General features: G+C 54.5%; 11 protein-coding genes and 2 pseudogenes. 10 read left to right on the forward strand and 3 right to left on the reverse strand.

Going from position 1 to position 13,509, the window contains the following annotated elements:
- Positions 1–8: 8 nt before the first annotated feature.
- From AARI_RS12265 to AARI_RS12275, 3 genes are all read right to left on the reverse strand, one after another.
- A complete protein-coding gene (locus AARI_RS12265; RefSeq protein WP_013349614.1) occupies positions 9–2,048 on the reverse strand; it encodes a hypothetical protein in 2,040 nt (679 codons plus the stop codon).
- 368 nt (positions 2,049–2,416) lie between these two features.
- Positions 2,417–3,091 (reverse strand): FadR/GntR family transcriptional regulator, encoded by a 675-nt coding sequence (locus AARI_RS12270; protein WP_013349615.1) that lies wholly within the window; start codon positions 3,089–3,091, stop codon positions 2,417–2,419.
- Complete coding sequence (locus AARI_RS12275; RefSeq protein ID WP_013349616.1) at positions 3,088–4,359, reverse strand: MFS transporter; 1,272 nt, start codon at positions 4,357–4,359, stop codon at positions 3,088–3,090. Before AARI_RS12275 ends, AARI_RS12270 begins: the two co-directional genes overlap by 4 nt.
- Positions 4,360–4,583: 224 nt before the next feature.
- Between AARI_RS12275 and AARI_RS19955 the strand changes: the two genes are divergently transcribed.
- From AARI_RS19955 to AARI_RS12320, 10 genes and pseudogenes are all read left to right on the forward strand, one after another.
- Entirely contained in the window at positions 4,584–4,889 is a 306-nt protein-coding gene (locus AARI_RS19955; RefSeq protein ID WP_041648893.1) for a metallophosphoesterase family protein, read from the forward strand.
- Positions 4,890–4,992: 103 nt separating this feature from the next.
- Entirely contained in the window at positions 4,993–6,300 is a 1,308-nt protein-coding gene (locus AARI_RS12285; protein WP_013347368.1) for an ISL3-like element ISAar19 family transposase, read from the forward strand.
- 8 nt (positions 6,301–6,308) lie between these two features.
- Positions 6,309–7,475, forward strand: a pseudogene (locus AARI_RS12290) (ISL3-like element ISAar19 family transposase); the annotation flags it as partial.
- A gap of 690 nt (positions 7,476–8,165) precedes the next feature.
- Positions 8,166–8,312 (forward strand): annotated as a pseudogene (locus tag AARI_RS19710) (ISL3 family transposase); the annotation flags it as partial.
- A 135-nt stretch (positions 8,313–8,447) separates the two neighbouring features.
- The gene (locus AARI_RS12300) at positions 8,448–9,755 is read left to right on the forward strand and encodes an ISL3-like element ISAar19 family transposase (protein WP_013347368.1); all 1,308 of its coding nucleotides are present in this window, start codon (positions 8,448–8,450) and stop codon (positions 9,753–9,755) included.
- Positions 9,721–10,065, forward strand: a complete 345-nt coding sequence (locus tag AARI_RS20100; protein ID WP_049862638.1) for a metallophosphoesterase family protein — start codon at positions 9,721–9,723, stop codon at positions 10,063–10,065. The genes AARI_RS12300 and AARI_RS20100 overlap by 35 nt, the downstream gene beginning before the upstream one ends.
- Positions 10,066–10,296: 231 nt before the next feature.
- Entirely contained in the window at positions 10,297–10,662 is a 366-nt protein-coding gene (locus AARI_RS20105; RefSeq protein WP_049862639.1) for a metallophosphoesterase family protein, read from the forward strand.
- Between the two features lie 190 nt (positions 10,663–10,852).
- Positions 10,853–11,476 (forward strand): glutamate-cysteine ligase family protein, encoded by a 624-nt coding sequence (locus tag AARI_RS12310; RefSeq protein WP_231849382.1) that lies wholly within the window; start codon positions 10,853–10,855, stop codon positions 11,474–11,476.
- A 28-nt stretch (positions 11,477–11,504) separates the two neighbouring features.
- On the forward strand, positions 11,505–12,209 hold the full coding sequence (locus AARI_RS12315) for a hypothetical protein (RefSeq protein ID WP_041648901.1): 705 nt from the start codon (positions 11,505–11,507) through the stop codon (positions 12,207–12,209).
- A 251-nt stretch (positions 12,210–12,460) separates the two neighbouring features.
- A complete protein-coding gene (locus AARI_RS12320; RefSeq protein ID WP_041648904.1) occupies positions 12,461–13,504 on the forward strand; it encodes an RNA-directed DNA polymerase in 1,044 nt (347 codons plus the stop codon).
- Positions 13,505–13,509: the final 5 nt, after the last annotated feature.

A 13,509-nucleotide genomic window follows, 5' to 3' on the forward strand; every position in this document is an offset into this window, starting at 1 on the left:
CTACATGGCTAGGTGGGCAATCCAAGCTTGTCGAAAAAGGCCCTGTTCCGCTCAGTTGCCCCGTTGACCAATCCGTCAAAGCTTATGACCTCGATATATGCCTTGGCTGCGTCGTTGAACCCAAAGTATCCTAGTCCGTCGTGCGTCGGTCGCAAATTCGATACTTCACAACGCTCGATCATTTTGTCGGTGAGGTCCGCGATGATGTAGCAGAAGGCCGGAGGCTCGTGCGTCGGAGGAATTGGACGGCCTGTTGCAGTGAGCACCCCACCAGCGCGAATTCGCTTTACGTAGTCGAGGCACTGCTGGATAGGGTTCTTTTCTTCTGTCGCGTCCTTGCGCATCGGCCGTTTAATCTCGACCACCACGATCGACGGCAAAGGGAGCTTGAGTCCTTCCGCTGCGAGCACGGGTGAGCCAGTCAGACGCGTAGCGACAATATCAGGTTCTTTGGCCGAATCGGAGTTTGTGATTGGCATGCTCTTCAAAGTTTTATCTGACGCGAGGTAGTCGTGGAACGCCAGCCTTTCATCGATAATCCACAAATTGGAACCTTCGGAGCTGACCTCGTTAGATTCCGTGCGCATCGGAACAATCAATGAATGAATAGCATCTTCTCGACTGTATTTTCCTTCTTTGTCTGCCCGGATCAGTCGCGAAAGAAGATCCAGCACCGTACGACGCCGTGCCACGTAGGCGGCCATGTCGGACTGATTCATCTCACTAACAGTGTCCAGATACTCTTTAAGTCGAAGCGAGTAGTCTTCAGATGGTTCCGAACCGGTTTCCGCAAAAATCTGTTGTCCTTGCGTTAGTGCTTCAGCTTCGATCTTCTGAAGGTGACGGTGTAATTGAACTTCAAGATCCGAGTCCTTGACCGACGGTTCAACAGTTATTCCACGAGCCTCAATCTTTGCAAGAACGGGTCGATATCGCGGCGCACGGTTGCTCACAAAGTCGTGGATTCGTTGTTTACTTTGCTCACGAGAGTCTTTGAGCGGATGCTCCAGGATCCTCGCGACTTCTTGAAGAACGTGATCACGGATGTCGCCCAAGGAAGGCTCATCCACGAGTAGTTCGCCGGCGATATGGTCGCTGATATCGAATGCCGTCCGATCCGAACGGACATGATTGTCAAGAAACGCAGATGTCAGGTAGCAGGCGTAAACGAACTCACCAGATTCTTGACCGTTGAGCTTGCCGTGGAGTCCAGGCAACTTTCCGCTCAGGTTCTCCTCGACGACGACGCGACTCGCCGCGCACCAATGCAGGCGTGGCACTGAGTTCCGTGTTGACGTCCTAAGACGCAGGCTCAGCATGTCGAATTTATGGCCTTTGACCTCGATCGTCGTCGTCGACATTTCCGAGGCTACGAACTCGTCCATCAAGTCAGACAATAAGATCGATTCGTCTTCGTCCGAGATCGTCACGATGGGAGCCCCGCCCGGCCTAAGGAAGTACCAGATGCAATGCTCGAGCACCTCTCGAGCGATGGCTTCTATGCCCTTTGGAGCGTGCTGCTGAAATGACCGCTTAAATCCGCGGAGGCTTACAGCGGTCCCCGTTTGTGTGCGACTCGCCGAGTCGACTTCATGCTCGACCTCTCCCTCGACAGAGAAATTAAAGTTGCGCCCTGTGAGCCGACCTTCCTCGTCCGTGTAAGTACTTTGAACTGATATCTTGTCGAAGGCCTTGAGCCAGAGCAGCCTACCGACGCCCCGACAACCAAGGCTAGCTTTGTAATCGCTGTCCAACGTCTCGAAAGATTTCATATTCTGCGAAGTGAATCCAACACCGTCGTCTTCCACGGAGAAGCCGACGATCGGTTCCAGCAGAGAGCGCCCCAGTCCCCCTTGTCCCAGGTCGAACTCAGGCTGCGCATTGCGATGCACGCTCACACTAATTCGGCCGCGATAGTCCGAGTTTCCGTTCTGCGCATCGATCGCCTGGATACTGTTCACGATCGCCTCAAGCAAGGGCAGAAGTGCGTGGCTCTTAGGCAAGCTGGTGTTGCGAACACGGCCGGCCAGTGAAGTTGTCAATGCCATGATCCATCCCTTCATTTCGTACAAGTCGAGCCTACCAATATGCGCCGACAGGTTCGGCTCAAGAACAAGCAGGGAGCGGCATAGGCATCAGGCTCAAATCCGGAGTTTCTGTCTCGGCATCTATTGATCGCCAATTTAATCGATCACAAGACACCACTGCACCGACTGATCGCAAAAACCAATTTGAGAGCGCCCCGTTGTCTGACACGCCCACGGTTGCTCTGCCTGTAAGGACGGAAAACCTCACTCATTCCCCATTGAATTTCCTTCTCACGAAAGCCCGACGGCTCATGGCCGAAGTGTACGGTCCTGAAAAAATCCATTCAGGCAAGTGGCAAAGTGCAGCTTCGGGGCCGCGCGGTAAAAAACTACGGCATCCAGCTCATGCAGTAATCGAGGTTCGCAACGACTGTCCGAGCTGCCGCTTCGTCGTCGGCGGCTTCGATGGCATCCACCAGGGACTCGTGCCCCTCGCGAAGGCAACCGTCGAAACCGTCAGCTAGTCGTTGGGCCATCTTGGTACCGTAGAAGACAGCGCCGAAGCTCTCGTAAATCTCATGCAGCAGCGGAACTCCGGATGCACGCGCCATTTCAAGGTGGAACTGCCAGTCAGCCTGCGACCATGCTAGGTAGTCCTGTTCCTGCCAGGCATCGCTTCGCTGACGCAGCAGGGTACGCAAGCGCTGGATCACCTGCGCATCAGAGGATTTCGCAGCGAGCCGTGCGGCCTGGGTATCCAAAGCAAAACGCACCTGCAGCACGTCCTGGTCGGAGTGTTCCCGGTATACACGTTGCGCGGTTCCGCTGATTTCACTGGTGGCCCGCACATAAGTGCCGTCTCCCCTGCGCACCTCGAACATGCCCGTGCGCGCCAGAGCCTTGATTCCTTCGCGCAGCGTACCGCGCGAAACACCCAGTTCGGCGATCAGCTCCGGTTCCGCCGGAATGCGATCCCCCACCGCCCAGCGTCCTTGCGTTACTGCATCGCTCAACCGGGCAACGACCTCATCGGCCAGCGGCGGGCGCATTGGCATGTTACTCATGATTTCTCCACTTCGGCTGAACCGTCAACTTCGACCAACTGCCGGGAATCGGCCTCGGTGCGCAGGCCTCCGAGCTTGAAGCAGAACACCAGCTGAACCACCGCGAAGACCAGCACGATTGCCAGTCCCAAGGTCCAGGATCCCAAGGCGCCTTGCATCAGACCAAGTGCAAACGGGCCAAGGGCCGCAATCAAGTAGCCTACCGACTGAGCCACCGTCGACAGGGCCGTGGTTTCTTCCGCGCTTCCACCACTGCGGCTGAGCATAAGCATCACCAGCGGGAAAACGCCGAATCCCAGTCCGATGAGGATCGAGCTGATCAAGGACAATTCAACGGGCAGAACCAGCAGGGCCAAAAAGCCGAGTACCGAGCAGCTCGTGGTCAGCAAGAAAGCGCTGCGCAGCCAACCCGGCTTCGAAGCCATCCACAGCATAATCAGGACTGCAGGGATGCTCACTCCCTGCACGATTCCGAGCATCAGCCCGGCGGCGGCCGGCTCCAGCCCGCGGGAGATGAGAATGTGCGGCAACCAGCTAACCACCGTGTAAACCAGCAGCGACTGAATTCCGAAGACCGTGGTGAATAGCAAACCCTTGCTAGTGGCCAGCAACGGCCAAGGCGAGACATGCGCGCCCACAGCGGGCTTTGTGCGGTTTCCCGAGAATGACAAGGGTACAAATGCCAGTAGTGCCAAGCTGGCCGGTATCGCCCACAAAGCCAAGGCGGTTGTGGGCGATCCGACTTGCATCGCCAGAGGGATGCTGACCGCGGAGGCGAACGTCGCACCGATTGACATGGTTGTGGTGTACGCGGCGGTCATCGAGGCCGAACGGTGCCCGTGATGCTCGCGGATGAAGGAAGGCATGGCCACATTGCAGATAGCCAGTCCGCTCATGCCCACCACGGTGCCTGCCAGTAGCGCCCAAGTAGAGTCGACAACTCGCAGGGCCAAGCCAGCAGTGAGCAGCAGCAAGGAAAGTGCAATGCCCAGTTCAAGGCCTGTACGGCGAATCACCAAGCTGGTCGCGGCACCAGCCACCGCGAAGCAGAGCACTGGAATTGTGGGTAGCATCGAGGCGATAAAGGTGCCATAGCCCAGCATTTCCTGCAGTTCGTGGAAGAGCGGCGAGGCGGAGGAAATACCCATTCGCAAATTCAACCCGACGAGGATTACCGCGGCGACGGCAAGGGCACCAACTACCCATGGGGATTTCCGAGCTTGCGGGGCATCGGGCGGGACGAGCTGTTCAGATGAGTTGACGATCACGTTTAAACATTAGACGTTTGATGCTTGCCTCGACAAATCTTGTGAGCTGTTGCACGCCCGAATCGACTGGAATGCCGAAGGTGCATGTTCCGCCGTTTTATTTACGCGCAGGGGCAGGGAGCGACTACCAACGTTCATGGTCTGGTCACTAGCCAGCTCTACGCTCTAGTGGTTGTCGGCCAATAATTGATGCTGGCCAGCTTATTCATGTGGAAGGCACACCTGTGAGCAATTCTTCTGTCCCCCGTCGCGGAGTTTTGATCGGCAGCACAGCTGCCGCGCTTACCGGACTTCTCGCTGCCAACAACACGGCAGCATCCGCAGCGCCGGCCAAGAAGGCTGCAGCGGCCACACCGAAGCTCAAGTTCGCGGCAGACGGCAAGTTCAAGATCGTCCAGTTCAACGATACCCAAGATGGCCCGCGCACCGATCGCCGCACCCTGGAGCTGATGGACAAGGTGCTGGATACCGAAAAGCCGGGTTTCGCGCTCATTAACGGGCTCTTCAGGAATAAGAGTGTAACCACCTGAAACCAACACCCCGATTCCCGGGCATGTCGCCGAGCACGAAAAAGTCGAGGTCTTCCAGAAGAATGGAAGTTACTACACTAGCCATTTTCGAAAGACCTCGACGTTGCTCAATCCTACCTTCACCGCACCAGACCTCACCACTTTCACCAATCTTGACGGCTTGGGACTGACCGCAATCGGGCAACACCTGAGCGCAGCGAAAGCCGAAATCCTCTGCCACGTCACCAACCCGATCCCTTGGTGCCAAACCTGCGGAGCAGCAGGCATTCCACGCGATACCGTCACCCGCCGCCTCGCCCACGAACCATTGGGCTGGCGTCCCACTGTCCTAGTCATCAAACACCGCCGCTACCGTTGCGCCAATTGCCAACGAGTCTGGCGTGAAGAGCTGTCCCAAGCAGTAGCGCCACGCCAGAAAATCAGCAGGACCGGGCTACGCTGGGCGCTGGTTGGACTGGTCTGCCACCACTTGTCAGTCTCCCGAATTGCCGAAGGCCTCGGCGTCACCTGGAATACCGCCAATGAGGCTGTGCTGGCTGAAGGTCAACGCTTACTGATTGATGATCCAACCCGCTTCGACGGGGTCAAAGTGCTGGGAGTCGATGAACATGTTTGGCGGCATACCCGAACCGGCGACAAATACGTCACCGTGATTGTGGACCTCACCGCGGTGCGTGACGGCACCGGTACCGCACGACTGATCGACATGGTCCCTGGAAGATCCAAAGCTGTATTCAAAACCTGGCTGGCTGATCAAGAAGAACAATGGAAACAGGGCATTGAAGTCGTCGCAATGGACGGTTTCACCGGCTTCAAAACAGCTGCCGTCGAGGAGCTACCCCACGCGGTGGAGGTGTTGGATCCATTCCATGTAGTCAAACTAGGTTCCGAGGCGCTGGACCAGACCCGGCAACGGATTCAACGTGAGCAACATGGGCGTCGAGGACGCAAGGATGACCCGCTTTACAAGTGCAGGCGAACGCTGACCACGGGACTATCCTTGGCTACGGAAAAGCAGAAGACCAAGCTTGAAGACCTGTTCAAGGAGCCGGAGTATGAGCCGGTTCAATTGGTCTGGAGCGTGTATCAGAAGATGGTGGATGCCTACCGGCAACCGAAGCCCGAGGTCGGACGGTGGGCCTTGGAGCAACTGATCAACGAAGTTGGCACGAAGGTACCGAAAGGGTTGCCGGAGCTGAAAAAGCTCGGCGGCACCCTGCGCAGGAGGAAGACGGACATTCTCGCGTACTTTGATCATATTGGTAGTTCGAATGGTCCTACCGAGGCTTTGAATGGCAGGTTGGAGCATCTGCGAGGTATCGCGTTGGGGTTCAAGAATCTGGCGCACTATATCGCCCGGTCGTTGTTGGAGACCGGTGGGTTTAGACGGCGTTTACACCCTCAATCCTGAAGAGCCGCCAAACCTGCGGAGCAGCAGGCATTCCACGCGATACCGTCACTCGCCGCCTCGCCCACGAACCATTGGGCTGGCGTCCCACTGTCCTAGTCATCAAACACCGCCGCTACCGTTGCGCCAATTGCCAACGAGTCTGGCGTGAAGAGCTGTCCCAAGCAGTAGCGCCACGCCAGAAAATCAGCAGGACCGGGCTACGCTGGGCGCTGGTTGGACTGGTCTGCCACCACTTGTCAGTCTCCCGAATTGCCGAAGGCCTCGGCGTCACCTGGAATACCGCCAATGAGGCTGTGCTGGCTGAAGGTCAACGCTTACTGATTGATGATCCAACCCGCTTCGACGGGGTCAAAGTGCTGGGAGTCGATGAACATGTTTGGCGGCATACCCGAACCGGCGACAAATACGTCACCGTGATTGTGGACCTCACCGCGGTGCGTGACGGCACCGGTACCGCACGACTGATCGACATGGTCCCTGGAAGATCCAAAGCTGTATTCAAAACCTGGCTGGCTGATCAAGAAGAACAATGGAAACAGGGCATTGAAGTCGTCGCAATGGACGGTTTCACCGGCTTCAAAACAGCTGCCGTCGAGGAGCTACCCCACGCGGTGGAGGTGTTGGATCCATTCCATGTAGTCAAACTAGGTTCCGAGGCGCTGGACCAGACCCGGCAACGGATTCAACGTGAGCAACATGGGCGTCGAGGACGCAAGGATGACCCGCTTTACAAGTGCAGGCGAACGCTGACCACGGGACTATCCTTGGCTACGGAAAAGCAGAAGACCAAGCTTGAAGACCTGTTCAAGGAGCCGGAGTATGAGCCGGTTCAATTGGTCTGGAGCGTGTATCAGAAGATGGTGGATGCCTACCGGCAACCGAAGCCCGAGGTCGGACGGTGGGCCTTGGAGCAACTGATCAACGAAGTTGGCACGAAGGTACCGAAAGGGTTGCCGGAGCTGAAAAAGCTCGGCGGCACCCTGCGCAGGAGGAAGACGGACATTCTCGCGTACTTTGATCATATTGGTAGTTCGAATGGTCCTACCGAGGCTTTGAATGGCAGGTTGGAGCATCTGCGAGGTATCGCGTTGGGGTTCAAGAATCTGGCGCACTATATCGCCCGGTCGTTGTTGGAGACCGGTGGGTTTAGACGGCGTTTACACCCTCAATCCTGAAGAGCCGGGAAAATCCCTATTCTACCTAAAGATGCTAAATGAAATACGAGAGTCCACAGCGTCTTTAAATCCCCCAACGCAATGAAAGGGCTTCCTGTTATCGTACGCCTGTCGGACGATTCTGACTAGTCATTAATCTGCATTTCTGAAATGATTATCCTTGAAATAAGTGAAGCATATAGTGCGTTTATTTGTCTTCACTTAAAATGCACATGCCACCGCGTTTTCTCAATCTCTCACATGGATTATCCTGTGAAATTGAATTCGAATTCTTCTTCGAGACTAGTGTCGGCCACCCATTCGAACACTCTTATCCGTACGCAATCCAGATGCCACGACAGCAATCCGAGCAGAAGGCGCAGACACCATCCCATCGCAATATTTAGATAGGTATTGAGATATTTCCCCATGTCGCCTTGGTAAATCCAGATTACCTTGGTAAACATAGAGGGTGAAAAGAGCAACCCTATGACCCAACGACGCGCGTTCCGTCGCATTTTCCTCCCTACTGCATGGCTGATTATCGGCGCTTTGATCGCCGTTAGCCTCGTTAAGGGCTCTTCAGGAATAAGAGTGTAACCACCTGAAACCAACACCCCGATTCCCGGGCATGTCGCCGAGCACGAAAAAGTCGAGGTCTTCCAGAAGAATGGAAGTTACTACACTAGCCATTTTCGAAAGACCTCGACGTTGCTCAATCCTACCTTCACCGCACCAGACCTCACCACTTTCACCAATCTTGACGGCTTGGGACTGACCGCAATCGGGCAACACCTGAGCGCAGCGAAAGCCGAAATCCTCTGCCACGTCACCAACCCGATCCCTTGGTGCCAAACCGGCTCTTCAGGAATAAGAGTGTAACCACCTGAAACCAACACCCCGATTCCCGGGCATGTCGCCGAGCACGAAAAAGTCGAGGTCTTCCAGAAGAATGGAAGTTACTACACTAGCCATTTTCGAAAGACCTCGACGTTGCTCAATCCTACCTTCACCGCACCAGACCTCACCACTTTCACCAATCTTGACGGCTTGGGACTGACCGCAATCGGGCAACACCTGAGCGCAGCGAAAGCCGAAATCCTCTGCCACGTCACCAACCCGATCCCTTGGTGCCAAACCTGCGGAGCAGCAGGCATTCCACGCGATACCGTCACTCGCCGCCTCGCCCACGAACCATTGGGCTGGCGTCCCACTGTCCTAGTCATCAAACACCGCCGCTACCGTTGCGCCAATTGCCAACGAGTCTGGCGTGAAGAGCTGTCCCAAGCAGTAGCGCCACGCCAGAAAATCAGCAGGACCGGGCTACGCTGGGCGCTGGTTGGACTGGTCTGCCACCACTTGTCAGTCTCCCGAATTGCCGAAGGCCTCGGCGTCACCTGGAATACCGCCAATGAGGCTGTGCTGGCTGAAGGTCAACGCTTACTGATTGATGATCCAACCCGCTTCGACGGGGTCAAAGTGCTGGGAGTCGATGAACATGTTTGGCGGCATACCCGAACCGGCGACAAATACGTCACCGTGATTGTGGACCTCACCGCGGTGCGTGACGGCACCGGTACCGCACGACTGATCGACATGGTCCCTGGAAGATCCAAAGCTGTATTCAAAACCTGGCTGGCTGATCAAGAAGAACAATGGAAACAGGGCATTGAAGTCGTCGCAATGGACGGTTTCACCGGCTTCAAAACAGCTGCCGTCGAGGAGCTACCCCACGCGGTGGAGGTGTTGGATCCATTCCATGTAGTCAAACTAGGTTCCGAGGCGCTGGACCAGACCCGGCAACGGATTCAACGTGAGCAACATGGGCGTCGAGGACGCAAGGATGACCCGCTTTACAAGTGCAGGCGAACGCTGACCACGGGACTATCCTTGGCTACGGAAAAGCAGAAGACCAAGCTTGAAGACCTGTTCAAGGAGCCGGAGTATGAGCCGGTTCAATTGGTCTGGAGCGTGTATCAGAAGATGGTGGATGCCTACCGGCAACCGAAGCCCGAGGTCGGACGGTGGGCCTTGGAGCAACTGATCAACGAAGTTGGCACGAAGGTACCGAAAGGGTTGCCGGAGCTGAAAAAGCTCGGCGGCACCCTGCGCAGGAGGAAGACGGACATTCTCGCGTACTTTGATCATATTGGTAGTTCGAATGGTCCTACCGAGGCTTTGAATGGCAGGTTGGAGCATCTGCGAGGTATCGCGTTGGGGTTCAAGAATCTGGCGCACTATATCGCCCGGTCGTTGTTGGAGACCGGTGGGTTTAGACGGCGTTTACACCCTCAATCCTGAAGAGCCCATTAACGGTGATGTCATCAATGGTTCGCCGAAAACCACCACCGAGGTCAAGCAGGCCATCAACAACGTTGTCCAGCCCATGGAATCCCGAGGCATCCCTTGGGCGCTGAACTTCGGCAACCATGACGAGGACTCGATGCCCAACGGCACCAATATGACGGATGCCAAAATTCTCGATTTCATTCGCGGCTACAAGTTCAACGCCAACTCGAAAAATGACAAGATCCAAGGCGATTCGAACCCCCAGCTGCTGATCGCCTCATCCAAGAACGCCAAGCCCGCCTTCGGCATCATGGCTACTTGATTCGAACCGCTACGCACCGAAGACCATTGGCGGACAGGACTTCGAGGGTCTCATGTCCTACGACTGGATCCGCTCCGGGCAGATCGCCTGGTATCGCGAAGCCTCCAAGGCCACCGAAGCACACTATGGCAATGTCCAGTCCTTAATGTTCTTCCATACCCCCTCTGGGAACACCACCACATGTGGTAAGGCTCCCAGTTCACCTCGAATGATGCCGACCACGAGAAAGCCGTGGCAAAGCGCTCCATCGAGGGAGTCAAGAACGAAGGGATCTACGTGGGCGCCTTCAACTCCGGCATGTTCTCTGCATTGCAGGAGCGCGGCGATGTTCGTGGCGTGTACTGCGGCCACGACCACATCAATACCTTCAAGGGCGACTACTACGGCATTGAGCTGGGCTACGCCCCAGGCACCGGCTTCGGCACCTACGGATTAGGAGATGCCGAGAACCACCGTCTTCGTGGCGCTCGTGTCTTCGAGCTGGACGAGAACAAAGACGGAGTCTACACCGGAACCCGCACGGTGTTCGCCGAGGATATGGGCATCGACTTGAGCTCCAAGGCGCAGCCAATTGATGCACCCGTGCCAATGCCATAAACCAAATCTTCTTAGAGCCATTCGACCCGCTAGTCTTGTCTTCATGACAGGACCAGCGGGTCGCGGTACTTAGTGAATGCCCAGAGGTCGCAGAAATGCTGGGGACGAATTCCGTGACAAAGTCCGGCGGCCGGATCCACTACCAGAAACACTTCCAAGTACCCGCGCCTTCAGTCCCAACTTGGGTGGAGTGAATACTGGCTACATCTCGTGGCCTAAGTTATTGCTCCAGCAGCTGCCAACCGCAGCGATTCCTTTCCGCTTTGATTCATGGTCGGAGTACGAAGCCCATGTGTCCGATATGCTCCACACCCGTGTTATTGATGACAGCTCAGAGATTCGATGGGATGTCCGCCCGGTCAATTGTGTAGGTCCCGTGGAAATGCGTATCTGCGATGGTATGAGTTCACTGGAAGACATTTCTGCCATCACTGTATTAACCCAGTGCCTTGTCCACGACATGTCAATGTCTCTTGAAGCGGGATACAAGATCCCTGTCATGACTGTTTGGCACCGAGTAGAGAATAAATGGCGTGCAGCCCGCTACGGGCTAGACGCGATCATTATTCACAACGCCCAAGGCGATGAAATGCTGGTAACGGATCACCTGCGCAACGAGGTGAAACGTCTAGCTCCGGTGGTCGAACAGCTTGGGCGCCAAGAGGAACTCCAGGGAATCATTCGCCTCATTGAGCGCGGTGTCGGATACCAGATCCAACGACAGATTTTCGCGACTACTGGCGGCGACTTCCAAGCCGTCGTCAAGGACAACGTTGCGCGTATGAACATGTGTAAGCGCACAAAGCGAGTCTAAAACCCTGGAAACTCTTCAAGATCGCTACATGTCTAAACCCGGGAAATATGTCACAGGCGCGTGTATTGGCTTGTACCATTTGAGTATGGTTAGTGTTCTCGGATCAACAATTACGGCCTTCGGGCATATCATTTCGGCAATTCTGAAGCGGAAAGAACCAAAGAAAAGAAAAGCGTCGCTCAAAACGAGCGTGAACGTTGTGACGCTAAAAGGTAAATCAGCAATCGAGCTCAACCTTTCCAATCCTAAATTAAATAAGGACACTACGGTCGTGAAATCAATAAGCTTATGTTTAGAGATTCGCGACGAGAGTTGCAATGATCCCATTTTCTCAAGACTGGCACGCCAGCCGCATGCGACGACCACCCTAAAACGAGTAGGGATAGCCCCTGGGCAGTCCCACGTGTGGCACGGCTCAGTTAATTGGACAGAGGTTTACGATGACGTCATCAAGAAGACGAACAAAGCACTAAGCGAAGCATGGGATGAAGAGCATATAGCGTTATTCAAAGAATCAGAAAATAGCGCCTATGAAACCAGGCAAAAAAAGACACTAGCAGGCTATTTTTCTCGTATTATCCATGCCATCGACACGCCCTCGCCTCAACTGCGATTCGACATCATTACCGAGCAAGATGGAGTTCACCATTCCAGAATTTTCACACTCATGGGAGAAAATGTTGTTGATCGGATAAAACAAACGTTTGTCGACTCTTCACGATCAGGAGCGTAGCACCGGCCTGATCCCACACCTCCGACATGATCCTCGCATCGTGATTCGCGAAGTTCTTGAACCTGACGATGCTTCAGCCGCCTATAGATCGGTTCTGTCGCCCCTTGAACGAACTGACATGATCGAAATACGTCAAGCTAGCCGGCGCCCGCTTCTTCAACGTCGTCGCCGAAGAAACTTCTGAAAATTAATAAACAGGCTAAACCCCATCAACTAGTCCGAAAGACGAAACTTCAAAGAGAGAATTTCGCATGGCCACTCACCGAATTATCGTTCGATCTGATACTGCAAAAAAACTAAACCTCTACACGGCAGCCGCTACGGTAGCTTCAATCCCCCTTATGGATCTACCAGTTCTACTCTCCGATAAGGCATTGCAGGGTTCTGAAAAAGACCTTGCTAAATCTGCCCAATCAAGCTTAGAAGCGGGCATGTACCCAACCCTTGAATTCATTCCGATGCCGAAACTTGGATACGGAAATAGGCCGCTCGCTTCACTCGGCCCGGAGACAAGAGTGGTTCTCACTTCCATAGTAAACGCCTTGGAAGATTCTCTCCCTAAGAGTTCCCGACAAGGAGGGTTTTCGAATTTTGAAAAATTTGGAACTGAATCGGATGATTCATGGCTCGTGGATTTCGATATCGCCGCATGCTACGAATACATCGACCACAACATTCTGGATGATGAGCTGATAAGACAAGGGGCGGACGCAGACATTGTAAGGTTGACTAGTGAATTACTCCATTCCATGTTAGCTCGTCCAATTGGCCTTCCACAGGGTTTGGATCCGAGTCATCGTCTCTCTGATGCATATTTAGACCGAATCCAACGGAACCTACTCAGGCATGGTTACTCAGGAACTAGGTTCGCTGATGATTTCAGGATGGTAGTCCAGTCCCCCGAAGAGGCTCACAAACTAATTAGCCTGTCTATCGAAGAAGCCCGTTCAGTCCATTTGACTTTAGCTGAACAAAAGATTCGTGTACGCAGATCTAAGGACGTAGTCGCAGAGCTAGTTAACCGCACAAGTGTTTTTGAGGATTACGTCGAGAAAATGATCGATGAACTCACAGAGGAAATAACGCAAAAGGTCGATTACGACGACTTCGAGACAGAGTATGTGGTTCCCGACGAAGATGTTGTTAATTTCGCGGCTTTAGAAGAGCTGCTCGAAGATTGGGGCGATAAGGATAGGGCTAGCAGTCGAGCACTAGCTCATGCTGGAACTTTCGCCCTACGACAAGCACAGGAGATAAAGCATGACATCAAACCATTAGCGGCTCTTCAGGAATAAGAGTG

This window comes from Glutamicibacter arilaitensis Re117 (assembly GCF_000197735.1).
Lineage (GTDB): Bacteria > Actinomycetota > Actinomycetes > Actinomycetales > Micrococcaceae > Glutamicibacter > Glutamicibacter arilaitensis.

Excerpts from the sequence above, each read along its gene's own strand:
- AARI_RS12270 (WP_013349615.1), bottom strand. The coding sequence starts at position 3,091 with ATGAGTAACATGCCAATGCGCCCGCCGCTGGCCGATGAGGTCGTTGCC.
- AARI_RS12265 (WP_013349614.1), bottom strand. The coding sequence starts at position 2,048 with ATGGCATTGACAACTTCACTGGCCGGCCGTGTTCGCAACACCAGCTTG.
- AARI_RS12315 (WP_041648901.1), top strand. The coding sequence starts at position 11,505 with ATGTCTAAACCCGGGAAATATGTCACAGGCGCGTGTATTGGCTTGTAC.
- AARI_RS12320 (WP_041648904.1), top strand. The coding sequence starts at position 12,461 with ATGGCCACTCACCGAATTATCGTTCGATCTGATACTGCAAAAAAACTA.